General features: G+C 61.1%; 21 protein-coding genes. 17 read left to right on the top strand and 4 right to left on the bottom strand.

The features are described 5' to 3' along the window. Positions 1–11: 11 nt before the first annotated feature. Genes Q0J75_RS09405 through Q0J75_RS09395 form a run of 3 tightly spaced genes read right to left on the bottom strand, consistent with a single transcriptional unit; the run spans position 12 to position 2,541 of the window. A complete protein-coding gene (locus Q0J75_RS09405) occupies positions 12–857 on the bottom strand; it encodes a metal ABC transporter permease (RefSeq protein WP_297200128.1) in 846 nt (281 codons plus the stop codon). Further along, positions 857–1,627 (bottom strand): metal ABC transporter ATP-binding protein, encoded by a 771-nt coding sequence (locus Q0J75_RS09400; RefSeq protein ID WP_297200126.1) that lies wholly within the window; start codon positions 1,625–1,627, stop codon positions 857–859. The genes Q0J75_RS09405 and Q0J75_RS09400 overlap by 1 nt, the downstream gene beginning before the upstream one ends. After that, positions 1,624–2,541 (bottom strand): metal ABC transporter substrate-binding protein, encoded by a 918-nt coding sequence (locus Q0J75_RS09395; protein WP_297200122.1) that lies wholly within the window; start codon positions 2,539–2,541, stop codon positions 1,624–1,626. Before Q0J75_RS09395 ends, Q0J75_RS09400 begins: the two co-directional genes overlap by 4 nt. A gap of 175 nt (positions 2,542–2,716) precedes the next feature. On the opposite strand from Q0J75_RS09395, the gene glgB reads away from it, so the two are divergent. The 15 genes from glgB (at position 2,717) to Q0J75_RS09320 (ending at position 19,320) form a co-directional block, all read left to right on the top strand. Continuing rightward, the gene (glgB, locus tag Q0J75_RS09390; protein WP_297200120.1) at positions 2,717–4,474 is read left to right on the top strand and encodes a 1,4-alpha-glucan branching protein GlgB; all 1,758 of its coding nucleotides are present in this window, start codon (positions 2,717–2,719) and stop codon (positions 4,472–4,474) included. Positions 4,475–4,603: 129 nt separating this feature from the next. Continuing rightward, on the top strand, positions 4,604–4,891 hold the full coding sequence (locus Q0J75_RS09385; protein ID WP_297200117.1) for a hypothetical protein: 288 nt from the start codon (positions 4,604–4,606) through the stop codon (positions 4,889–4,891). 100 nt (positions 4,892–4,991) lie between these two features. After that, a complete protein-coding gene (locus Q0J75_RS09380; protein ID WP_297200113.1) occupies positions 4,992–5,771 on the top strand; it encodes a prolipoprotein diacylglyceryl transferase in 780 nt (259 codons plus the stop codon). Positions 5,772–5,924: 153 nt separating this feature from the next. Next, on the top strand, positions 5,925–7,145 hold the full coding sequence (locus tag Q0J75_RS09375; protein ID WP_297200110.1) for an argininosuccinate synthase: 1,221 nt from the start codon (positions 5,925–5,927) through the stop codon (positions 7,143–7,145). 96 nt (positions 7,146–7,241) lie between these two features. Beyond that, positions 7,242–8,627 carry an argininosuccinate lyase gene (gene argH, locus Q0J75_RS09370; RefSeq protein WP_297200107.1) on the top strand — a complete coding sequence of 462 codons (1,386 nt, stop codon included), beginning with the start codon at positions 7,242–7,244 and terminating at the stop codon, positions 8,625–8,627. Further along, positions 8,620–9,561 carry an N-acetyl-gamma-glutamyl-phosphate reductase gene (gene argC / locus Q0J75_RS09365; protein WP_297200105.1) on the top strand — a complete coding sequence of 314 codons (942 nt, stop codon included), beginning with the start codon at positions 8,620–8,622 and terminating at the stop codon, positions 9,559–9,561. Before argH ends, argC begins: the two co-directional genes overlap by 8 nt. 80 nt (positions 9,562–9,641) lie before the next feature. Further along, the gene (gene argJ, locus Q0J75_RS09360) at positions 9,642–10,904 is read left to right on the top strand and encodes a bifunctional glutamate N-acetyltransferase/amino-acid acetyltransferase ArgJ (RefSeq protein WP_297200100.1); all 1,263 of its coding nucleotides are present in this window, start codon (positions 9,642–9,644) and stop codon (positions 10,902–10,904) included. A gap of 37 nt (positions 10,905–10,941) precedes the next feature. Then, positions 10,942–11,796 (top strand): acetylglutamate kinase, encoded by an 855-nt coding sequence (gene argB, locus Q0J75_RS09355; protein ID WP_297200097.1) that lies wholly within the window; start codon positions 10,942–10,944, stop codon positions 11,794–11,796. 10 nt (positions 11,797–11,806) lie between these two features. Beyond that, a complete protein-coding gene (locus Q0J75_RS09350) occupies positions 11,807–12,985 on the top strand; it encodes an aspartate aminotransferase family protein (RefSeq protein WP_297200094.1) in 1,179 nt (392 codons plus the stop codon). A gap of 30 nt (positions 12,986–13,015) precedes the next feature. After that, the gene (gene argF, locus Q0J75_RS09345) at positions 13,016–13,936 is read left to right on the top strand and encodes an ornithine carbamoyltransferase (RefSeq protein ID WP_297200091.1); all 921 of its coding nucleotides are present in this window, start codon (positions 13,016–13,018) and stop codon (positions 13,934–13,936) included. Between the two features lie 220 nt (positions 13,937–14,156). Next, positions 14,157–15,416, top strand: a complete 1,260-nt coding sequence (locus Q0J75_RS09340; protein ID WP_297200088.1) for a sensor histidine kinase — start codon at positions 14,157–14,159, stop codon at positions 15,414–15,416. A gap of 253 nt (positions 15,417–15,669) precedes the next feature. After that, positions 15,670–15,882 carry a cold-shock protein gene (locus Q0J75_RS09335; RefSeq protein WP_009259878.1) on the top strand — a complete coding sequence of 71 codons (213 nt, stop codon included), beginning with the start codon at positions 15,670–15,672 and terminating at the stop codon, positions 15,880–15,882. Positions 15,883–16,111: 229 nt separating this feature from the next. After that, entirely contained in the window at positions 16,112–17,782 is a 1,671-nt protein-coding gene (locus Q0J75_RS09330) for a formate--tetrahydrofolate ligase (protein ID WP_297200083.1), read from the top strand. A gap of 69 nt (positions 17,783–17,851) precedes the next feature. Beyond that, the gene (locus Q0J75_RS09325; RefSeq protein WP_297200079.1) at positions 17,852–18,469 is read left to right on the top strand and encodes a cyclodeaminase/cyclohydrolase family protein; all 618 of its coding nucleotides are present in this window, start codon (positions 17,852–17,854) and stop codon (positions 18,467–18,469) included. After that, the gene (locus Q0J75_RS09320) at positions 18,469–19,320 is read left to right on the top strand and encodes a bifunctional 5,10-methylenetetrahydrofolate dehydrogenase/5,10-methenyltetrahydrofolate cyclohydrolase (RefSeq protein ID WP_297200076.1); all 852 of its coding nucleotides are present in this window, start codon (positions 18,469–18,471) and stop codon (positions 19,318–19,320) included. Before Q0J75_RS09325 ends, Q0J75_RS09320 begins: the two co-directional genes overlap by 1 nt. Before the next feature lie 49 nt (positions 19,321–19,369). Here the strand turns inward: Q0J75_RS09320 and Q0J75_RS09315 are convergent, their stop codons facing one another. Continuing rightward, positions 19,370–20,314 carry an alpha/beta hydrolase gene (locus tag Q0J75_RS09315; RefSeq protein WP_297200072.1) on the bottom strand — a complete coding sequence of 315 codons (945 nt, stop codon included), beginning with the start codon at positions 20,312–20,314 and terminating at the stop codon, positions 19,370–19,372. A 179-nt stretch (positions 20,315–20,493) separates the two neighbouring features. Here Q0J75_RS09315 and Q0J75_RS09310 point away from each other — a divergent pair, with 179 nt between their 5' ends. Both Q0J75_RS09310 and Q0J75_RS09305 read left to right on the top strand, forming a co-directional pair. Beyond that, positions 20,494–21,798 (top strand): hypothetical protein, encoded by a 1,305-nt coding sequence (locus Q0J75_RS09310; RefSeq protein WP_297200069.1) that lies wholly within the window; start codon positions 20,494–20,496, stop codon positions 21,796–21,798. Between the two features lie 12 nt (positions 21,799–21,810). Beyond that, the gene (locus Q0J75_RS09305) at positions 21,811–22,515 is read left to right on the top strand and encodes a DUF6320 domain-containing protein (protein WP_297200065.1); all 705 of its coding nucleotides are present in this window, start codon (positions 21,811–21,813) and stop codon (positions 22,513–22,515) included. Positions 22,516–22,625: the final 110 nt, after the last annotated feature.

Here is a 22,625-nt window from a genome sequence, read left to right as displayed (position 1 = left end):
GGATGATCCTGTTACAGCCGGGTCTTGCGCAGCAAAAAGGTAATGGCAAACCATAGGGCCAGATAGAGGGTGATGGAGGCTCCGGCGGAGGAGCCCAGCTCGTAGGAGGCGAGCAGTCCGGCCACCCCGGCCACGATGGCGGCCACGATGGAGAACAGATGGAACTGGCGCATATTCCGGGCCAGGTTGCGGGCAGCGGCGGCGGGGAGCACCAGCAGGGAGTTGATGACCAGCAGGCCCACCCAGGTCATGGACACAGTGACCACTACGGCAATGGCCATGGAGAACACCGCCTCCTGCCAGAACACCTGCACCCCCCGGCTATCCGCCAAGGCGGGGTGGACCGAGGAGAGCATCAGCCCGTTGAAGGAGCACAGCCACAGCAGCACCACCACCAGCAAAATGACCGCCAGCAGGGCGATTTTCCCCGGCTCCACACTGAGGATGTCGCCAATGAGCAGACTGTTGAACTTGGTGAAGCTGCCGCTGTCAAAGGTGGCGATGAAAATACCCAGAGCCACGGCGGTGGAGGAGAACACCCCAATTACCGTGTCACTGGCCATGTTGGACTTGCGCTGGACGTAGGTAAAGAGCAGGGCAAAGGCGGCGGCCAGCAAAATGGCGGCCCACATGGGGTCGGCCAGGCCGCACAGGGTACCGATGGCGATGCCGGTAAAGGCCGAGTGGCCCAGGGCGTCGGAGAAAAAGCTCATCCGGTTGGTGACCACCATGGTGGACAGCAGCCCGTACAGCGGGCACACCACCAGCACGGCCAGCAGGGCGTTTTTCATAAAGAAGGTACCGGGAGCGGCCCACTCGAAGGGGAGCAGCTCTACCAGGGAATACCACAGTTCCATCAGTTCCGCCCCCCTTTTCCCAAATCCAGATGAAAGACCGCCTGAAATTCCGGGGAGGACAGCACCTCGTCCGGCGGGCCCACCTTGAGCACCTGGCTTTTCAGCAGAATCACCTTGTCGGCGTACTGGTCCAAGGTGGCAAAGTCATGGGTGGACAGCAGAATGGACAGGTCAAACCGGGTGCGGATCTCGTCCAGCATGTCCAAAAGCTGCTTTTCCCCGTCGATGTCCACCCCGGACAAAGGCTCGTCCAGAATGAGAATGTGGGGGAGAGGTTCCAGGGCCAGAGCCAGCAGCACCCGCTGGAGCTCGCCCCCGGACAGGGCCCCCAGCCGCTTGTCGATGAGGGCGTCCCCGTGGACCCGCTCCAGACAGGCTGTTACCTTGGCCCGCAGCTTTTTGGGGGCGGGGAGGAACACCGGCCACTTGGAGATGGCGGCGGCGAAAAAGTCAAAGACGCTCACCGGGTCCCCCCGGTCGAAGCTGGGGGACTGGGGCACGTAGCCGATGAGGGGCCGGGTCTTGTCCCCCCCGGCCCGCTGGAACTCAATGACCCCCGAGTGGGGGACCTGGCCCAGAATGGTGCGGAACAGGGAGCTTTTGCCCGCCCCGTTGGGGCCGATGAGGGCCACGATCTCCCCGCAGTGGAGGTGGAAGGATACGTCGTGGAGCACCTCTTCATTGCCGAAGTTGACCCCCAGGTCGGCCACCTTCAGGCAGCAGGACCCGGCGCAGCCCGGGCCGGAATCGCCGTGTTTGTGTACGCTCATGCCAACGCCTCCACCAGGGTGTCCACGTTCTTCTGCATGGCGTCCAGATAGGGCTGGAGGCCGGTGCCGTCCCCGCTCATAATAAGGTCCAGCTGGTACACGTCACAGCCCACCTCCCGGGCGATGGTGTCCGCTGAGGCGGTGGAGCCGTTGACCTCGGTGAAGATGGGAATGGTCCCCAGATCGTATTTCTGGTTGATCTTGATGGCGTCCACAATCTCCTGGATCTCTTGGGCTGAGGCGGTGGAGCCCTCCTCCTCTTCAATGGCTTTAAAGATATTCAGGTTGAGAGCGCTGGCAAAATACTGGAACCCGTCGTGGAAGGTGACGATGGACCGGCCCTTGTAGGGGGCCAGCGCCTCCTGCCAGCTGTCCGCCGCCTCCATCAGGGCCAGCTGGGCCTTTCCCTCATTCTGGCTGTAAAGGGCCTCGTTGGCGCTGTCCAACCCGGTCAGGGACTGGGCGATCTGGGTCAGCATGGGACCTGCATAGTTTGCGTCCATCCAGATATGGGGGTCGTACTCAGTGTCGTGGTCGTGGCCCTCGTGGCCCTGGGCGGGCAGCAGGTCCAGCCCCTCTGAGCAGTCGATGACGGCGGCGTCTGAGGCAGCCAGAGCGTCATCCATAAAGTCCTCCAGCCCGGCGCCGTTCATGACGATCACGTCGGCTCCCTCGATGGCCTTCATATCGGTGACGGTGAGGGTGTAGTCGTGGAGGCAGGAGGTCTGCTGGTTGACCAGCAGGTCCACCTCCACCCCCTCCGCGCCCTCGGTCACGGCAGTGGTGAAGAGATACACCGGATAGGTGGTGGCCAGGATGTGGAGGGTGTCGTCGTTTTCTGTCTGGGCGGCAGGCTGGCCGCAGCCGGTGAGCAGCAGGCCCAGGGCGCACAGGGGCGCAATCAGTTTTTTCATAGGGTTCCCCTTATCAGTAAAATTGAATAGATCATAACTTTTATATTATACTGCTTTTTTCGTTTGCTGTAAAACAAAATATTTGATCTGTGTACTGGATAAAACCACAAAAGAATGATAGAATTACAGCGTTATCTAATGACTGCGAAGCATCATAGAGAAAAGGAGCCAAGCTATGGACTACTACGCATTTTATACCGGTCAATGCTTTGACGCCTATACCTGGCTGGGGGCCCACCTGGAGGGGGAGCGGGCGGTGTTCCGCACTTTCGCCCCGGCGGCGGCAGGGGTGGTGCTCCTCCACGGGGGGCGGGAGCTGCCCATGGAGCGGGTCCACGACGGCAATTTTTTCGAGGTGTGGGCGGAGGACGTGCGCCCCGGCGACTGCTACCAGTACCGCATCTACCGCCCAGACGGGGGGTACACCGACCACTGCGACCCCTACGGCTACGGCATGGAGCTGCGGCCGGGGCGCTGTTCGGTGGTGCGGGACCTGGGGGAACACACCTTTGAGGACGGGGCCTGGATGGCCTCCCGCACCGACCGGCGGCAGGAGCCCTTACATATCTATGAGCTGCATCTGGGCTCCTGGCGGCGCAAACCCGATGGAGGCTGGTACCGGTATGACGAGCTGGCCTGGCCTTTGATTGAGTATGTCAAGGAGTGCGGCTATAACTATGTAGAGTTTCTCCCGCTCAGCGAGCACCCCTGTGACGAGAGCTGGGGCTACCAGATCACCGGCTTTTATGCCCCCACCAGCCGGTACGGCACCGCCAAAGAATTGATGCTCCTCATCGACCGGCTCCACCAGGCGGGCATCGGTGTCATTCTGGACTTTGTGCCCGCCCACTTTGCTGTGGACGACTACGGCCTGGCCCGGTATGACGGACAGGCCCTCTACGAGTACCCCCACCGGGACGTGGAGGTCAGCGAGTGGGGCAGCCACAACTTCATCCACTCACGAGGGGAGGTACGCTCCTTCCTCCAGTCCTGTGCCCGGTACTGGCTGGAGGTGTTCCACTTCGACGGCCTGCGGATGGATGCCATCAGCCGCATCCTCTACTGGCAGGGGGAGGAGGCCCGGGGGGTCAACGGAGATGGGGTGCGTTTTCTCCGGGAGATGAACCGGGGGCTGAAACACCTTTGCCCCGGCTGTATCCTGACGGCGGAGGACTCCACCAATTTCCCCAAGGTCACCGCTCCGCCGGAATACGGCGGGCTGGGCTTTGACTATAAATGGGATATGGGGTGGATGCACGATACCCTGTCCTACTTCCAGACCCCGCCGGAGGAGCGGCTGGGCCGGGGCCATCAGCTCACCTTCTCCATGCACTACTTTCCCCAGGAGCGTTACCTGCTCCCCCTGTCCCACGACGAGGTGGTCCACGGCAAGGCCACCATTTTGCAAAAGATGCACGGGGACTATAACGGAAAATTCCCCCAGGCCCGGGCACTCTACCTTTATATGATGACCCATCCCGGAAAGAAGCTCAATTTTATGGGCAATGAGCTGGGCCACTTCCGGGAGTGGGATGAGAAGCGGGAGCAGGACTGGCTGCTGCTGGATTTTCCCATCCACCAGGCCTTTTTCCGCTACATCAAGGAGCTCAACCACCTGTACCTGACCCGCCCGGCTTTGTCCCGGTGGGATTACCAGGGGGAGGGCTTTGCCTGGCTGGGATGCCAGAAGCCGGAGACCGGGCTGTTTGCCTACCAGCGCCAGTGCGACGGGGAGCGGCTGGCGGTGCTCCTCAACCTGTCCGACCAGGCCCGGTCCTGCCAGCTGCCCGCTCCCGACAGTGTAGAGCTGCTCCTTCACACCGATTGGCGGCGCTTTGGGGGAAGCACCCCCGAGGGGGCGGCGGGCAAGCCATTGGGTGGGCTGCTCAACGTATCCTTACCCCCCTATTCCGGCCAGCTTTTTCGGATGTAGATGTAAGATGTACCTCCATCGGTAAAACTTGACGAAGACGGTCGAAGGTAGTATAATCTTACGAACAGCGACATATTTGTGTTGTGTCCGCTGTAGGTAAGAAAAGAAGAGAAAGGGAGGTTTGTACTTATGGAGAATCAGAATGGTAAGGGCGCTGCCATTGGCAGCCTGGTGGTTGGTATCATCGGCCTGGTCATCGACATCTTCTTCGGCGTCCTGATTGGTCCCGTTGGCCTGATTCTGGGCATCATTGGCCTGGTTCTGGCTTCCAAGGCCAAGAAGGATGGCTTCGAGGGCGGTATGCGTACCGCAGGTTTTGTCCTGTCTCTGCTGGCTTTGATCTTTGGCGCCATTTCCTTCGTGGCCTGCATTGCTTGTGCCGGCGCTCTGAGCGCGGTGGGATATTCCTACTACTAATAAAAATCAGATACCGCGTACTCAGCATCGGCGGATGCGCACCCGGTTTGGATGCGGCACCCGCCGATGTTCTATTTTGGATCTGTAAGGAGTTACTGTCATGCTCCCATATCTCAACCTGTTTGGCCGGGTACTCCCAACCTACAGCCTTCTGGGGGTGGCCGGAGTCCTGCTGGGCCTGCTGGTAGCCCTGGCCCGCTGCAAGCGTTTTCAACTGTCGGCCAGCGATTGTGCCTATATCTATGTGATGGGCGGGGTGGGGGCCGTCATCGGGGCAAAGCTGCTCTATCTCATCCCTCTGCTGCCCCAGATGATAGCCGACCTGCCTCTGCTGGGCCAGAATCCCTCCCTGTTTTTTGCCCGCTACCTCACTGGGGGCATGGTCTTTTACGGCGGTTTCCTGGGGGGTATCCTGGGGGCCTGGCTGGAGGCCCGTTATTTCCGGCTGCGTTTTTCCGATTTCTTTCCGGTGCTGGTACCCACCCTGCCCCTGATCCACGCCCTGGGCCGGGTGGGCTGCTTCTGCGCCGGATGCTGCTATGGGGTGGAGGCTGCAGAGCCCTGGGGCATCCCCTTTACCCACACCATCGCCGCCCCCAACGGGGTGCCTCTGCTGCCGGTGCAGCTCTATGAGTGTGCTGCCGAGCTGATGATTTTCCTGTTCCTGCTGTGGTATGCACCCAGGGCCGCCAGCAAGGGGGGCATCCTGCGGGCCTATATGCTGGCTTACGCCCCCGTGCGCTTTGTGCTGGAGTTCTTCCGGGGCGATGTGGTCCGGGGGATCTATGGTCCTCTGTCCACCTCCCAGTGGATCAGTTTGGCGGTGATGGCCGCCGCCATTGTCTGGCTGGTCCGGGAGCGGCGGGAAAACAGGTCATGAATATGCAAAGTTAAACGGATAGAACGTATAATATCGGCGCAGTGCACCAGTGAGGCAGGGGTATATTCGCATATTTATGCAAAATGCCCCTTGCCTTTTTTGCTGTGCTGTGGTACACTGTGTCCAGCATAAAGAAAGACGGAGGTTTTTACCATGTCTGAGATCAAAAAAGTAGTACTCGCCTATTCCGGCGGTCTGGATACATCCATCATCATCCCCTGGCTGAAGGAGAACTACGGCAACCCTGAGATCATCGCCGTGGCCGGCGACGTGGGGCAGAACGACGAGCTGGAGGGTCTGGAGGAGAAGGCCATCAAGACCGGCGCCTCCAAGCTGTACGTTATGGACCTGGTGGACGAGATGGTGGACGACGTCATCATCCCCTCCATGCAGATGGGCGCCAAGTATGAGGACTATCTGCTGGGTACCGCCTTTGCCCGGCCCGTCATCGCCAAGGGCCTGGTGGACATCGCCAAGAAGGAAGGGGCCGACGCCATTGCCCACGGCTGCACCGGCAAGGGCAACGACCAGATCCGCTTCGAGCTGGCCATCAAGCGCTTTGCTCCTGAGATGAAGATCATCGCCCCCTGGCGGGAGTGGTCCATCAAGAGCCGCAACGAGGAGATCGACTACGCCGAGGCCCACAACGTGCCTCTGAAGATCAACCGGGAGACCAGCTACTCCAAGGACAAGAACCTGTGGCACCTGAGCCATGAGGGCCTGGATCTGGAGGACCCGGCTGCCGAGCCCCAGTACGACAAGCCCGGCTTCCTGGAGATGGGCGTGTCCCCCGTGAAGGCGCCCGACGCCCCCACCTATGTGACCATCGACTTTGAGAAGGGCTGGCCCGTGGCGGTGGACGGCGAGAAGATGAAGGCCTCCGATATCATCCGCAAGCTCAACAAGCTGGGCGGTGACAACGGCATTGGTCTCTTGGACATCGTGGAGAACCGGATGACCGGCATGAAGGACCGTGGCGTGTATGAGACTCCCGGCGGCGCCATCCTGTACCGGGCCCATGAGGTGCTGGAGATGATCACCATCGACAAGGATACCGCCCACATGAAGAGCAAGCTGGCGGTGGACTTTGCCGATCTGGTGTATAACGGCAAGTGGTTCACCCCCCTGCGGGAGGCCCTGTCCGCCTTTGCCACCGAGACCCAGAAGCACGTCACCGGTCAGGTGAAGCTGAAGCTCTACAAGGGCAACATCATCACCGCTGGGGTCACCTCTCCCGAGACCCTCTACTCCGAGGATATCGTCACCTTCCAGGAGAGCGACTACAACCAGAACGACGCCACCGGCTTCATCAACCTGTGGGGCCTGCCCGACACTGTGCTGGCCCTCCGGGATCAGGGTAAGCTGAATAAGTAAGAGTAAAGACAGGAGAGTGGAGAGTGGGGATATCCGTACTCTTCACTCTCCACTCTTCACTCTTTACGCTGAAATATAGACTGCGAGGGATTTGCTATGAAATTATGGGCCGGACGGTTCCAGAAAGAGACCGATACCCTGGTCAACGACTTCAACTCTTCCATCACCTTTGACGCCCGGATGTACAAAGAGGATATCGCCGGCTCCATCGCCCACGCCACTATGCTGGGCAAGCAGGGCATCATCGAGGCCCATGAGGCGGAAAAGATCATCGAGGGTCTGAAGGTCATCCTGGCGGACATCGACGCCGGGCAGGTGGAGTTCTCCCTGGAGAACGAGGACATCCACATGAACATCGAGACCATGCTCACCCAGCGCATTGGGGACACCGGAAAGCGGCTCCACACCGGCCGGTCCCGCAACGACCAAGTGGCCGTGGACTTCCGCCTGTACGTCAAGGGGGAGATCCCCAAGATCATCAACATGATCCTGGACCTGGAGAAGGTGCTGATCCAGAAGGCCCAGGCCAACCTGGAGACCGTCATGCCGGGCTACACCCACATGCAGAGAGCCCAGCCTACCACCTTTGCCCATTATATGATGGCCTACGCCAATATGCTCCGCCGGGACGTGACCCGCCTGGAGGACTGTTTAGCGCGGATGGACGAGTGCCCCCTGGGGGCGGGCGCCCTGGCCACCTCCACCTATCCGGTGGACCGGTTCCAGACCGCCGCCGCCCTGGGCTTCCAGAAGCCCACCGACAACTCCATGGACTCTGTCTCCGACCGGGACTTTGCCATTGAGTTCCTCTCCGCCTGCTCCATCCTCATGATGCACCTGTCCCGGTTCTCTGAGGAGATCATCCTGTGGTGCTCCTGGGAGTTTAAGTATGTGGAGCTGGACGACGCCTACTCCACCGGCTCCTCTATCATGCCCCAGAAGAAGAATCCCGACGTGGCCGAGCTGGTACGGGGCAAGACTGGCCGGGTGTACGGCTCCCTGGTCACCCTGCTCACTGTTATGAAGGCCCTGCCCCTGGCCTACAATAAGGACATGCAAGAGGATAAGGAGTGCGTCTTTGACGCCATCGACACGGTGGAAATGTGTCTGCCGGTGTTTACCGCCATGCTGGATACCCTCACCGTCCTGCCCAAGAACATGAGAAACGCCGCCTCCGGCGGCTTCATCAACGCCACCGACTGCGCCGACTACCTGACCAAGAAGGGAATGCCCTTCCGGGAGGCCTATATGATTGTGGGCCGTCTGGTCAACCTGTGCATCAAGGCGGGGGAGACTCTGGACACCCTGCCTTTGAAGGACTTCCGCTCCATCTCCAACCTGTTTGACGCCGACGTGTATCAGGCCCTGGAGCTGAAAACCTGTGTCAACGGCCGCAAAGTCTACGGCGGCCCGGCCAAAGAGGCTGTGGAGCAGCAGATCGCCAACATTCAGGCTTTTGTAAAGGAGCGGGAGCATGAGTAAGCCCAAGGTATTTATCGACGGCCAGGAGGGTACCACCGGGTTGCAGATCCATGAGCGGCTGGCGGGCCGGGCCGACATTGAACTGCTGACCATTGAACCTGACAAGCGAAAAGACCTGACAGAGCGGAAACGCCTCATCAACGAGGCCGACCTGGTGTTCCTCTGCCTGCCTGATGCCGCCGCTGTGGAGGCGGTGGGGCTGATCGAAAACTCCCATACCCGGGTCATCGACGCCTCCACCGCCCACCGCACCGCCCCCGGCTGGGTGTACGGCTTCCCCGAGCTGTACAAAAAGCCGGAGGAGGTCATCGGAACGGCCCGGTTTGTGGCCAATCCAGGCTGTCACGCCACCGGCTTTCTGGCGGCGGCGGCCCCCCTGGTGTCCATGCGTATTCTGCCCAAGGACTACCCCATTACCTGCTTCTCCCTCACCGGCTACTCCGGCGGCGGCAAAAAGATGATTGCCCAGTATGAGTCAGAGGAGAAAGGGGAGGACCTTTACAGCCCGCGGGTGTACGGAACAACCCTGCGGCACAAGCACCTGCCCGAGATGCAGAAAATCTCCGGCCTGGATGTGCCGCCGGTGTTCACCCCGGTGGTGGATGACTACTATAAGGGTATGGCAACTACCATTTTCCTCCATAACCGGTATCTGGTGGGGCAGCCCACTGCACGAGAGCTGGGACTGATTCTGGGGGCCTATTACGCCAAGCAGCCCCTGGTGACCGTGGCCCCCTACAGCGAGGAGGGCGCCTATCTGGCGGCCAATGCTCTGGCGGGCACTGACCGGCTGGAACTGACCGTCAGCGGGCACGAGGGCCAGTCCATCGTTACCGCCCGGTTTGACAACCTGGGCAAGGGAGCCTCCGGCGCGGCGGTGCAGAACATGAATTTGATGCTGGGCTTTGAGATGACCGCCGGGCTGGTATTGTAAGGTAAGAGAAGATACAGACACAGGACCGCCGTAGGGCGGGGGCTTGCCCCGCCGCTTCGGCTTTATAAGGAGTGAACGATATGAAACAGATTTCCGGCGGCGTCACCGCCCCAAAAGGTTTTACCGCCTCCGGCGTCCACTGCGGCGTGAAGAAGGGCAAGGGGGACGGCAATCAGCCCCCTATGAGCAAGATGCCCGAGGTGCTGGAGGGCAAGAAGGACCTGGCCCTCATCGTGTCCGAGCAGCCTTGCGTGGCGGCGGCGGTGTACACCATGAACCGGGTGAAGGCCGCCCCCCTGTACGTCACCATGGACCACCTGGAAAACGGCGAGGCCCAGGCCATCGTGGCAAACTCCGGCAACGCCAACGCCTGCGCCCCCAACAGCCATGAGCACGCCGAGACCATGTGCCAGCTGGCCGCCCAGGCTACCGGCCTGAAGGCCTCCGACTTTGTGGTGGCCTCCACCGGCGTGATCGGCCAGGAGCTGAACATCGACGCCATCGCCCAGGGCCTGCCCGCCGCTGCCGCCGCCCTGTCCAAGGACGGCTCCGATGCCGCGGCCAACGCCATTATGACCACCGACACCGTGAAGAAGGAGCTGTCCGTCACCTGCTCCATCGGGGGCAAGACCGTGACCATCGGGGCCATCGCCAAGGGTTCCGGCATGATCCACCCCAACATGGGCACCATGCTGTGCTTCGTCACCACCGACTGTGCCATCACCCACGAGATGCTCACCGACGCCCTCCACGAGATCGTCCCCCGCACCTTCAACCGGGTAACGGTGGACGGGGACACCTCCACCAACGATATGTGCGTGGTGCTGGCCAACGGTATGGCGGAAAACGAGCTCATCGAGTGGAAGGACGACAACTACACCGTCTTCTACAAGACCCTGTACCATGTCTTTGAGCAGCTGGCCCGCAACATCGCCGCCGACGGCGAGGGCGCCAGCAAGCTCATCACCTGCACCGTGGCCGACGCCCGCAGCGAGGAGTCCGCCGAGCGGCTGGCCAAGGCGGTGGTGGGTTCCTCTCTGGTGAAGGCCGCCATGTTCGGCTCCGATGCCAACTGGGGCCGGGTGCTGTGTGCCATGGGCTACTCCAAGGCCCCCTTCCGTCCCGAGTTTGTAGACGTGAAGTTCTCCTCCGCCGTGGGGGAGATCCTGGTGTGCCAGCAGGGCGCCGGAGTGGACTTTGACGAGGAGGCCGCCAAGAGCATCCTGTCCCAGGACGAGGTGGTCATCCATGTGGACCTCCACGAGGGGGAGCACGAGGCCACCTGCTGGGGCTGTGATTTGACCTATGACTATGTAAAGATCAACGGGGACTACCGGACCTGACCGGCCCGTATTTTGGATTTTATCTGGGGGGATTCCCATGTCATTCAGCGAGGTGGACCGGGCCAAGGTATTGGCCGAGGCTCTGCCCTATATTCAGAAATACTACGGCAAGACCGTGGTGGTAAAATACGGCGGCAACGCCATGATCTCCGACGAGCTGCGCCAGGCCGTCATCTCCGACATCATCCTGCTCCATCTGGTGGGCATCCGGGTGGTGGTAGTCCATGGCGGCGGGCCGGAGATCACCGAAATGCTGACCAAGATCGGCAAAGAGTCCAAATTTGTGGACGGCCTGCGCTACACCGATGAAGAGACCATGGACATTGTCCAGCAAGTGCTGTGCGGCAAGGTAAACAAGAATCTGGTGGCCACCCTCAACCGGATGGGAGGCAAGGCCATCGGCCTGTGCGGCATGGACGCCGGACTGTTCCAGGCCAAGAAGCTGGACGAGAAGTATGGTCTGGTGGGAGAGATCACCGCCGTGGAGCCTACCCCCGTGGTGGACTGCCTGGAGGACGGCTATATCCCGGTGGTGTCCACTGTGGCCCAGGGCGTGGACGGGGAGAACTCCTATAACATCAACGCCGACACCGCCGCCGCCAAGCTGGCCACCGCCCTGAAGGCGGAAAAGCTCATCCTGCTCACCGATGTGCGGGGGCTGATGATGGACCCCAAGAACGACAATACCCTGTTGCCGGTGGTGCGCCTGTCCCAGGTGCCCGGCCTGGTGCAGGATGGGGTCATCAAGGGGGGCATGATCCCCAAGGTGGAGTGCTGTGTGGAGGCGGTTCGCTCCGGGGTGGAAAACGCCATCATCCTGGATGGCCGCATTCCCCACTCCATTCTCATCGAGCTTTTGTCCGACGAGGGTGTCGGCACCATGTTGCTGTGAGGTGATCCCTATGGACCATAGAGAATTGGTGGAGCTGGACCACCAGTATGTGATGCAGACCTACGGCCGGTTTGACGTGGATATCGACCACGGCCAGGGGGCCACCCTGTACGATCTGGCGGGGAAGGAGTACATTGACTTCTCCTCCGGCATCGGGGTCAACTCCATTGGCTACGCCAACCCCAAGTGGGTGGAGGCCATCACCAACCAGGCCCAGAAGCTGGGCCACATCTCCAACCTGTTTTACTCCCAGCCCTATGCCCAGCTGGCGGAAAAGCTGTGCAAGCGCTCCGGCATGGCGGCGGCCTTTTTCGGCAACTCGGGAGCCGAGGCCAACGAGGGCATGATCAAGCTGGCCCGGAAATATTCCTTTGATAAGTACGGCAAGGGGAGAGGGACCATCCTCACCCTGCGCAACTCCTTCCACGGCCGTACCATCACCACCCTGACCGCCACCGGCCAGGATGTGTTCCACAACTATTTCTTCCCCTTCAACGACGGCTTCCGGTACGCCCAGGCGGGCAGCATGGATTCCCTCCAGGAGGTGGCGGGCCATGACGTGTGCGCCGTCATGCTGGAGCTGGTGCAGGGGGAGGGGGGCGTGCTCCCCATGGACCCGGAGTACGTCCATGATCTGGCGGTGCTGTGCGCCGAGCGGGACTGGCTGCTGCTGGTGGACGAGGTGCAGACCGGCGTGGGTCGTACCGGCACCCTGTTTGCCTTCCAGCAGTACGGTATCATCCCCGACGCCGTGTCCTTCGCCAAGGGGATCGCCGGCGGCCTGCCCATGGGCGGTATTCTGGCCAATGAGCGCTGCCGCAACGTGCTGGGCCCCGGCACCCACGCCTCCACCTTCGGCGGCAACCCCATCTGTGCCGCCGCCGCCCAGGTGGTACTGGACACCCTGGACGAGGACGCCCTGGCCCAGGTGACGGAAAAGGGCAACTATATCCGCACCCGCATCGAGCATATGGGCCTGTCCAGCCTGGGGACCACCCGGGGCCTGGGCATGATGATCGGCGTGGAGGTACGGGGGGAGGAGAGCAATAAGGCTCTGGCCGCCCGGCTGGTCCAGAATGGCCTGCTGGTGCTGACGGCTGGTAAGGACCTGCGGCTGCTGCCCCCTCTGACCATCTCCATGGCGGAGATCGACAAGGGCCTTGCCATTATGAAGGAGACCCTGCTGTAAGGGCAGGGCAGAATGAATGAGGTGAATGACATGCAAAAAGACCTGCTCAAGCTGCTGGACCTGACTCCGGCGGACATCGTGAAGATCCTGGACACCGCCGACCAGATGAAGTACAACCAGAAGCACGGCCTGACCCACCACTATCTGGAGGGCAAGACCCTGGCCATGATCTTTGAGAAGAACTCCACCCGTACTCGGGTGTCCTTTGAAACCGGTATGTTCCAGCTGGGCGGCCACGCTCTCTTCCTCTCCGGCAAGGAGAGCCAGATTGGCCGGGGCGAGCCCATCGAGGACACCGCCCGGGTGCTCAGCCGCTACTGCGACGGCATCATGATCCGCACCTTCGGCCAGGCCGAGGTGGAGACCCTGGCCAAGTACGCCGATATCCCCGTCATCAACGGCCTCACCGATTTTGCCCACCCCTGCCAGGTGCTGGCCGATCTCATGACCATCCGGGAGCACAAGTCCCGTCTGGAGGGCCTGAAGCTGTGCTATGTGGGCGACGGCAACAACATGGCCAACTCCCTCATTGTTGGCGGCCTGAAGGTGGGCATGGAGGTGGCCGTGGCCTGCCCCGAGGGCTACGACCCCGACCCCAAGGTGCTGGAGTTCGCCAAAGATTGCGGCGGCAAGTTCACCCTGTGCCGGGACCCCAAGGAGGCGGCCGCCGGGGCCGACGCCCTGTTCACCGACGTGTGGGCCTCCATGGGCCAGGAGGACGAGGCCCAGAAGCGCCGGGCCGTCTTTAAAGGGATCTATCAGATCAACGACGGGCTGATGGCCGTGGCCAATCCGGGCGCCATGGTGCAGCACTGCCTGCCGGCCCACCGGGGGGAGGAGATCACTGCCGAGGTGTTCGAGGCCCATGCCGGGGAGATCTTCGACGAGGCGGAGAACCGTCTCCACGCCCAGAAGGCGGTCATGTACCTGCTGATGAAGGGCGACAACTGAGCCGGATGTCCACGCCGGGCGGCCTTTTGAACAGCGGGGCTGCTGCATTCCGATGCAGCAGCCCCGCTGTTTTGGTATCCCTCTTGACGGCGTTTGGTTTCCATGTTATGTTCATTGCACAAATCGCTGGGAAATTGAAACTATGTGCGTGAAATTTATGGCCGGTTGGGGAGAGGGGAATGGATATGCTGGGGAACTACTGGCTGGAAGAGAGCGGTACATGGTAGAGCTGTTTATCATGGAGTATTTGACGGTGTTATATATGATTATGGCGTTTCTGTTTATGGACAGCCGATATTCCCGGCGGCGCACCCTTTTCATCGTTTCCAGCGTCACGATCCTGCTTATGGCGGCGGTGGCCGCCCTGTACCGGGCGGTGGATATGGATACCGCCTTTTGGGTCTATGCTGTGACCATCCACATCCCGCTGATCCTGCTCCTTTTTACGCTCAGCCGGTTCCGGGGATGGCGGCTGATCTTCCAGCAGCTCTCCGTCGTTCTGTTCTGTACGCTGATCCACCACATATCAGGGATGATCTACTACCTGTCTGGCGGCCGCTTCTGGGTTTTGGTGCTGTCCTGCGCGGTCCTCAGCACCGGGGTCATTTGCTTTCTGATCCGCTTCCTGCGCCCCCTGTTTTTCCAGATACTGTTGGAGCTGCACCGGGGCTGGTGGCTGATATGCCTGGTAATGGCGACCTACTACATCATCGCCGTCTACCTGATCCCTGGATATGTAGGCTTCGATCGGAGCAGCATCATCATCAAACCGGCAGTCGCTCTGTTGATGTTGGGGGTTTATTCCATTTTGATGTTTCTCTTTTCCAACGTTCGAAAAGAGGCGGAGGCACGGTACAGCGCACAGCTGTCGGCTTTGCAGCTTTCAGCCCTACAAAGCCGCATGGAGGCAGTGAAAGCGGCAGAACATGCAATCCGCATGGAGCGCCATGACCTGCGCCACCGGCTTCTGGCTGTTGCGGAGCTGGTGTCACGAGGAGACAAAGACGCCGCGCTGGACTTTCTGGACGCGGCGCAAAAGCGGCTGGTTGAGCAAAAGGAAATCCGCTGGTGCCGTCCGCCGGTGCTGGATGCGGTGTTTTCCTCCTACTTTGACCAGGCCCAAAATCAGGGTATCTCCGTGGAGGCAAAGATTTCCCTATCCGACACACTTCCAGTAAATGAGGGCGAATTGGCCATTGTTCTGGCCAACGCCCTGGAAAATGCTATCCACGCCAACATAAAGCTGCCCTGCGGCCAGAAAGCTATCTGCTGTAAGATGGTGGGGTCCCCGGGCGTCATGTTGGAGCTGTCCAACCCCTGCGTGGACGATGTTTCCTTTGACAGCAGCGGCCTGCCGGTGGCCCAAAGGGAGGAGCATGGTCTGGGAGTGCAGTCCATCTCTGCGTTCTGCCGGAAGCATGGAGCTGTCTTCCAGTTTGACCTGACAGACGGTTGGTTCCGGTTCCGTTTGGTGCTGTAAGAGTCTTCGGACGGCGTCCCATGCCGGGGAGTGCGGCGGGGACGCCGAGCGTGGAAAGGATAGCTGTTTCTTAACGCAGGAGTATGAATTTTTCTTGACGGGGACCCGGTTCGGTGTTATAGTAATGGGGTAGTCTAAATGTACGGCCTGAACTCACATTTTTGTAGTCATCGTCGCTTCTTCAGACGATGCCCAAAAGTGTGAGTTTTTCTTGTCATTTAGCGCGAAATTTTTTGCAGGAGGTACCATTATTATGTATCACGGTACTGTCAAGTGGTTCAACGAGACCAAGGGCTTCGGCTTCATCTCCAACGACGAGGGCGGCGACGACGTGTTCGTCCACTTCTCCGCCATCGTGTGCGACGGCTTCAAGACCCTCCAGGAGGGTCAGAAGGTGACCTACGACGTGGAGCCCGATCCCAAGAACGCCGACAAGCTGCGCGCTGTCAACGTTGTGGCCGCTTGATCGAACGATATAAGCCACAAAAAGCAGACCGACATACTGTCGGTCTGCTTTTTGCATATTGTAAAACCGGATAGTCTGTTTTTTGAGTCCGCAGTTGACAAGCGGGGGGAAAAATGGTACATTTTATCTGACATACAGTCCAACGGAAGGGGAGAAAACGCCGGTTTGCCGCTATGGCCAAGCCGGCGCGTTTTCGTTGGTACGCGGAAGGATGAAGGAGTGAAGGACCATGAAATCGGATATTGAGATCGCCCAGGCCTGTGAGATGAAGCACATCCGGGACATCGCGGCGGTGGCCGGAGTGGAAGAGGACTACCTGGAATACTATGGCAAGTACAAAGCCAAGATCGACCTGAAGCTGCTGGCTGACCGGGCAGGCAGGCCCGACGGCAAGCTGGTGCTGGTCACTGCCATCAACCCCACCCCGGCGGGGGAGGGCAAGACCACCACCACCGTGGGCCTGGCCGACGGTATGCGGCGGCTGGGCAAAAATACCGTGGTGGCCCTGCGGGAGCCCTCTCTGGGTCCTGTGTTTGGGGTCAAGGGCGGGGCCGCTGGCGGCGGCTACGCCCAGGTGGTGCCTATGGAGGATATCAACCTCCACTTCACCGGCGACTTCCACGCCATCGGCGCGGCCAACAACTTGCTGGCCGCTATGCTGGACAACCACATCCAGCAGGGCAATGAGCTGGACATCGACGTCAAGCATATTACCTGGAAGCGGTGCGTGGACATGAACGACCGGCAGCTGCGCAACATTGTGTGCGGCCTGGGTGGCCGGATGCAGGGCGTGCCCCGGGAGGACGGTTTTGATATCACCGTGGCCTCTGAGATCATGGCGGTGCTCTGTCTGGCCGACGGGCTGGCCGACCTGAAGGCCCGGCTGGGCCGGATGGTGGTGGGCTATTCCCGCTCGGGCACCCCCATCACTGCTCACGACCTGAAGGCCGAGGGGGCTATGGCTACCCTGCTGAAGGACGCCATCAAGCCCAATCTGGTCCAAACTTTGGAGGGTACCCCTGCCTTCATCCACGGCGGCCCCTTCGCCAACATCGCCCACGGCTGCAACTCCGTCATGGCTACCCGGGTGGCTCTCAAGATGGGGGACTACGCTATTAGCGAGGCCGGCTTCGGCGCCGACCTGGGGGCGGAGAAATTCCTGGATATCAAGTGCCGTCTGGCGGGACTGCGCCCCTCCGCCGTGGTGGTAGTGGCCACCGTCCGGGCACTGAAGCACCACGGCGGCGTGGCCAAGGCCGACCTGAATACCGAGAACCTGGAGGCTCTGGAGAAGGGTCTGCCCAACCTGCTGCGCCATGTGGAGAACATCACCACCGTGTACGGCCTACCCTGCGTGGTGGCCATCAACCGGTTCCCCACCGACACTGAGGCCGAGCTGCGCCTGGTGGAGGACAAGTGTAAGGAGCTGGGGGTCAACGTGGCCCTCAGCGAAGTGTGGGCCAAAGGCGGCGAGGGTGGTATTGCCCTGGCTCAGGAAGTCATCCGGTTGTGCGAAGAGCCCAACCACTTCACCTTTGCCTATGAGCTGGACCAGTCCATTGAGGCCAAACTGGCGGACATCGTGAAGAAGGTGTACCATGGAGCTGGGGTGGTCCTTACCCCAGCCGCCAAGAAGCAGGCGGCGGAGCTCACCGACCTGGGCTTTGGCGGCCTGCCCATCTGTATGGCCAAGACCCAGTATTCCTTCTCCGACAACGCCAACCTGCTGGGGGCGCCCGATGGCTTCACCGTCACGGTGCGCAGCCTGAAGGTGTCCGCCGGGGCCGGGTTCCTGGTGGCCCTCACCGGCGATATCATGACTATGCCCGGTCTTCCCAAGGTGCCTGCCGCCGAAAAGGTGGACGTGGACGAGAATGGCAAGATTTCGGGACTGTTCTAAGACAAACGCAACGGGAGCGGGTAAAGACACCCGCCCCTGCTGCCCTGTACTGTATCAAGGAGTGATTTGATGGATACTGCTCAGCAGACCTGCGGCGGCTTTTTGGACGCCCTGGCCTCCAAAGCCCCTACCCCCGGCGGCGGCGGGGCCTCCGCTCTGGTGGGCGCTTTGGGCGCCGCCCTGTGTACCATGGTGGGCAACTACACCGTGGGCAAACAAAAATATGCCGGGGTGGAGGAGGATGTGAAGGCCCTTATGGCCAAGGCCGAGGACCTGCGGGCCCGGCTGCTGGCTCTGGTGGACGCTGACGCTGCCGCCTTCGAGCCTCTGTCCAAGGCCTATGCCATTCCCAAGGACGACCCAAACCGGGCCCAGGTGATGGAGCAGTGCCTGCGGGACGCCGCCGCCGCCCCCATGGAGATCCTGCGGTTAAGCTGTGAAGTAATTGACCTTCACAGTGAGATGCTGGAGAAGGGGAGCGTCATGATGCTCTCCGATGTGGGCACCGGGGTGGTCTTCTGCTGGAGCGCCCTGTATGGAGCCGCCCTCAATGTGAAGGTAAACACCAAGAGCATGGCCGACCGGGCCTATGCCCAAGCCATGAATGATGAGGCAGATGGGCTGGTGAAGCGGTATTGGAAGATCGCTGAACGTATTTATGAATCTGTACTGGGGAGGTTTGCCTGATGGCGGAGCATTGGAGAGGGGCCCCGGTGGCACAGGCCCTGACGGAGCGGCTGGCCGCCCAGGCGGACCAACTGAAGGCCCGAGGAATCATTCCCACCCTGGCCATCGTACGGGTGGGGGAGCGACCGGAGGACTTGTCCTATGAGCGGGGGGCTCTGAAGCGGTGCGAGAAGGTGGGCATCCAGGTCAAGCAGTTCGTGCTGCCCAAGGAATCCAGCCATGGGGACCTGCTGGAGGTCATCCACCAGATCAACGCAGACCGGGCCATCCATGGCTGCCTGCTTTTCCGGCCTTTGCCTCCTCACATGGACGAAGAGGCCATCTGTGCCGCACTGGACCCGGCCAAGGACGTGGACGGAATTACCGCCGGGTCTCTGGCGGCGGTGTTTACCGGAAGGGGAGCGGGCTATCCGCCCTGTACCGCCCAGGCCTGCCTGGAGATTCTGGATCACTACGGCTGTGACCTCACTGGCAAACGGGCGGTGGTGGTGGGGCGGAGCCTGGTGGTGGGCAAGCCTCTGGCTATGCTTCTGCTGAGGCGCAATGCCACCGTTACCCTGTGCCACACCCGAACCGCCGACCTGCCCGCCGAGTGCCGCCGGGCGGAGGTGCTCATCGCCGCCGCTGGCGTTGCCAACATGATCGACCGGGACCACCTGGCCCCCGGCCAGCTGGTGCTGGACGTAGGCATCAACGTGGACCAGGAGGGCAATCTGGTGGGAGACGTGGACTTTTCCGCAGCTGATGAAATGGCGGCGGCGGTCACCCCGGTGCCCGGCGGGGTGGGGGCTGTGACCACCTCGGTGCTGGCCGCCCATGTGCTCCAGGCCGCCGAACAGAGTCAATCATAAAAATGACACAAAAAGGCCCTGCCAACCGGCAGGGCCTTTTTGTTGGTGTTTAGATGTTACCCATCAAAAATCCGGCGGCGTGCTCCATGGCCTCGTTGGCCTTTTTCATGGGGAAGGTCTGGAACACGTGCCACATCCCGTCCCACACCTCCAGACGGCAGGGCACCGATGCCTTGAGCATCCGGTTGCGCAGGCGCACCGAGTCGGAGAGCAGCAGCTCATTGGTACCTGCTTGAATAAGGGTGGGAGGAAAGCCGGTCAGATCGGCAAAGAGGGGGGACAGGCGGGGGTCGGTTAAATCCTGGCCTCTGGCGTAGGCGTCCCGGGTGGCGTAGATATAGTTGAGGGTGAGCACCGGGTCGATGTCCGCCCGCTCCTGATAGGAGCGCCCGCTGGCGGTCATGTCGGTCCAGGGGGAGAAGAGCAGCAGGTTCCGGGGGAGCAGCCGCCCGGTCTCCTTCAGGGTGTGGGTGAGCACCAGAGCCAGATTGCCCCCGGCGGAGTCCCCCGCCACCACCACGTCCCGGGCGCCGTAGCCCAGGTGCATCAGGTGGTCCCAGGCCCGCAGAGCGTCCTCCACGGCGGCGGGGTAGGGGTGCTCGGGAGCCAGCCGGTACTCAAAGCTCATGACCTGCCAGCCGGTGACCAGGGACAGCTTGGACCCCAAAATGCGGGAATAGCCCAGGGTGCCGCTGGTGTAGCCGCCCCCGTGGCAGTAGAGGATGGCCTTCCGGCGGTCATAGCCCCGGTGGGGCCGTACCCAGGCGCAGTTCATCTCCTCCAGGGTGAAGGGTTCCCAGCTCATCCCTCCCATAGGGGCCACCAGACGGCCCAGCAGTTCCTGGTTTTTCCGCTGCTTTTCCAGGTCCTCCACATTCATGACCTCGGGGGTGGCGGCGCTGTGGATGGCCTTCAGCGCCCGCATAAAGGGGGCCAGACGCTGTTTTTCCGCCCGCTGTCCGGCCAGTTCTTCCCGTCTGCTGTGATGGTTCATGGGGTCCTCCTTCTTTTGGGGAACAGTGTCTTTCAAAGAGAATTTATGATATTATAACACAGATAGTAGGGAAAGAAAAGCGGACGGAGGGGAAAGCTTTTCCAGATGCACGCCCCCTTTCTCTTGTGGACGGCGGCAGAATATGATATCCTTAGTTTAAGAAGAAAGGGGGAGGCGCCATGGCTGGGAACCGGTCGGCAGGAGGGCACAGCGGACAGAAGGAGTGGTACCGGCTGGATAATGCGGCGGTGGTGTACTCCGCCATCCAGAAGGAGAACTACTCGGCGGTGTACCGGTTTTCCGCCGTTATGGACCAGTCGGTGGACCCGGCAGCCCTTCAGCGGGCGGTGGACAAGACCATGCCCCGGTTTCCCGGGTTCCGGGTGCGCATCAAGCGGGGAATTTTCTGGTACTACTCTGAGTTCAACGATTCCCCCGGCCCCTTTGTTAAAAAGGATATCTCCAACCCTTGTCAGCCCATGCGGTTTGATCAGGACGACGGCTGGCTGGTGCGGTTTTACTACTATGAGCGGCGCATTTCCCTGGAGGTGTTCCACGCCATCAGCGACGGCGGCGGGGCCATGACCCTGATGCGCACGCTGCTGGCGGTCTACCTGCGGGAGCTGGGTCATACCATCCCCAATACCTGCGGAGTGCTGGATGTGGACCAGCCTCCCCGGCCGGAGGAGCTGGAGGACGCCTACGCCCGATACGCCACGGTGAAGGCCCGGCGATTTGCCACCCTGAAAAAGGCCTACCAGAACCGGGGGACGGCGGAGCCCTTTTACACGCTGAACGTGACCATGGGCTTTTGCTCGGTGCGGCAGCTGAAGGAGAAGGCCAAGGAACATGGGGCCTCCATCACCGAGTATTTGACGGCGGTGCTGCTGAAGGTGCTGGTGGACAAGCAGCATCGGGAAGGTCCTAAAAAGGAGCTGCCGGTGTCTCTGGCCATTCCCATCAACCTGCGGGCCTGGTTTCCCACCGAAAGCCTGCGCAATTTTATTCTCACCGTCCGGCCCTGTATTGATCCCTCTTTGGGGGAATACACCTTTGAGGAAATCGTCAGCCAGGTCCACCACTACCTGCGCTTAAACATCAACCGGCAGCAGATGCAGGCCGAGCTGGCAGGCAATGTGAAGTTTGCCCGGAACAAGTTGATCCAGATCGTGCCGGTGGCCCTGAAAAATCCGGGCATTGCCTTCGGCTACTGGATGGCGGGGGTGCGGCCCTATTCGGGGACCTACACCAACCCCGGTCCCTTCCAGGTGCCGGAGGAGATGCGCCCCCACATCCAGCGGATGGAGGTCATTCTGGGTCAGGCCACCATGCCCCGGGTCCACTGCGCCTCCATCAGCTATGGGGATGTCATGGAGATCACCTTTGCGGGCACCCAGCAAGAGGCCGACACCGAGCGGGACTTTTTCCGCTTTCTGGTGCGGGGCGGGGTCCATGTGAAGGTGGAGAGCAACCGGAGCCAGTAAGGAGGAATTTCCATGTCCTATTGTGTTCACTGTGGGGTGGAGCTGGACGCCACGGCCACCTTCTGTCCCCTGTGCCATACCAAGGTGGTAGATCCGGGCCATCCCCCCGACACCCAATCCCCCAAGCCCTTCCCCACCCAGCCGGGAGAGGTGCCCCCCATCCACAAGGGAGCTGTGGCGGGGGCCATTACCGCCATGCTGGCCTGCGTGGCGGTGGGCTGCGGGGTGCTCAATCTCTTTCTCAAACCGGGGCGGGGCTGGTCCCTCTACGTCATTGGGGCCACCATCCTGCTGTGGTTCTGGATCGTGCTTCCCCTGCTGGCCAGAGGTATCCCGCTGCTGGCGCGCAGCTTTATCAACGTGGCAGCGGTGGCGCTGTATGTCTACCTGATGTCGGTGGACCTGGACGGCTGGAACTGGTACATTGGGCTGGCGGTGCCCATCATTCTGTGGGGCGGGGCGGTATGGCTGTTGCTGTCTCTGATGCTGCGGGTATACCGCCGCTCGGTCATCAGCACCGTGACCATCCTCATCGGCAGCGTGGGGGTGTTTCTGCTGGGGGTGGAGTTTTTCATTGACCGGTGGCTCACCGGCCAGTGGGACCCCTCCTGGTCCCTGGTGGTGTTCACCATCTGCCTGTGTACCGTCATTCCCTTGGTCATCATCCGGCGTATTCCCGCAGTGCGGGAGGAGGTGCGCAGGCGGTTCCACACCTAAAGCGAATACAAAAGGGCGGCGCGTTCGCGCCGCCCTCAGCCTGTCGAAAAAGTCCAGCGAAAGCTGGGCTTTTTCATTTAGATGAGATAAAATAGAGGAGGTGGTGAGAA

The organism is uncultured Flavonifractor sp. (assembly GCF_944385615.1).
Classification (GTDB): domain Bacteria; phylum Bacillota; class Clostridia; order Oscillospirales; family Oscillospiraceae; genus Flavonifractor.
Note: the sequence above shows the minus strand (reverse complement) of the source record. Positions and strands in the feature narration are given on the sequence as shown.

Bases quoted from the DNA above. Each gene is read 5' to 3' on its own strand.
- Q0J75_RS09375 (WP_297200110.1), top strand. From the start codon at position 5,925: ATGTCTGAGATCAAAAAAGTAGTACTCGCCTATTCCGGCGGTCTGGAT.
- argJ (WP_297200100.1), top strand. From the start codon at position 9,642: ATGAAACAGATTTCCGGCGGCGTCACCGCCCCAAAAGGTTTTACCGCC.
- Q0J75_RS09325 (WP_297200079.1), top strand. From the start codon at position 17,852: ATGGATACTGCTCAGCAGACCTGCGGCGGCTTTTTGGACGCCCTGGCC.
- Q0J75_RS09380 (WP_297200113.1), top strand. From the start codon at position 4,992: ATGCTCCCATATCTCAACCTGTTTGGCCGGGTACTCCCAACCTACAGC.
- argH (WP_297200107.1), top strand. From the start codon at position 7,242: ATGAAATTATGGGCCGGACGGTTCCAGAAAGAGACCGATACCCTGGTC.
- Q0J75_RS09400 (WP_297200126.1), bottom strand. From the start codon at position 1,627: ATGAGCGTACACAAACACGGCGATTCCGGCCCGGGCTGCGCCGGGTCC.
- argF (WP_297200091.1), top strand. From the start codon at position 13,016: ATGCAAAAAGACCTGCTCAAGCTGCTGGACCTGACTCCGGCGGACATC.
- Q0J75_RS09335 (WP_009259878.1), top strand. From the start codon at position 15,670: ATGTATCACGGTACTGTCAAGTGGTTCAACGAGACCAAGGGCTTCGGC.
- argC (WP_297200105.1), top strand. From the start codon at position 8,620: ATGAGTAAGCCCAAGGTATTTATCGACGGCCAGGAGGGTACCACCGGG.
- Q0J75_RS09315 (WP_297200072.1), bottom strand. From the start codon at position 20,314: ATGAACCATCACAGCAGACGGGAAGAACTGGCCGGACAGCGGGCGGAA.
- Q0J75_RS09350 (WP_297200094.1), top strand. From the start codon at position 11,807: ATGGACCATAGAGAATTGGTGGAGCTGGACCACCAGTATGTGATGCAG.
- argB (WP_297200097.1), top strand. From the start codon at position 10,942: ATGTCATTCAGCGAGGTGGACCGGGCCAAGGTATTGGCCGAGGCTCTG.
- Q0J75_RS09320 (WP_297200076.1), top strand. From the start codon at position 18,469: ATGGCGGAGCATTGGAGAGGGGCCCCGGTGGCACAGGCCCTGACGGAG.
- glgB (WP_297200120.1), top strand. From the start codon at position 2,717: ATGGACTACTACGCATTTTATACCGGTCAATGCTTTGACGCCTATACC.
- Q0J75_RS09385 (WP_297200117.1), top strand. From the start codon at position 4,604: ATGGAGAATCAGAATGGTAAGGGCGCTGCCATTGGCAGCCTGGTGGTT.
- Q0J75_RS09310 (WP_297200069.1), top strand. From the start codon at position 20,494: ATGGCTGGGAACCGGTCGGCAGGAGGGCACAGCGGACAGAAGGAGTGG.
- Q0J75_RS09330 (WP_297200083.1), top strand. From the start codon at position 16,112: ATGAAATCGGATATTGAGATCGCCCAGGCCTGTGAGATGAAGCACATC.
- Q0J75_RS09395 (WP_297200122.1), bottom strand. From the start codon at position 2,541: ATGAAAAAACTGATTGCGCCCCTGTGCGCCCTGGGCCTGCTGCTCACC.
- Q0J75_RS09340 (WP_297200088.1), top strand. From the start codon at position 14,157: ATGGTAGAGCTGTTTATCATGGAGTATTTGACGGTGTTATATATGATT.
- Q0J75_RS09405 (WP_297200128.1), bottom strand. From the start codon at position 857: ATGGAACTGTGGTATTCCCTGGTAGAGCTGCTCCCCTTCGAGTGGGCC.
- Q0J75_RS09305 (WP_297200065.1), top strand. From the start codon at position 21,811: ATGTCCTATTGTGTTCACTGTGGGGTGGAGCTGGACGCCACGGCCACC.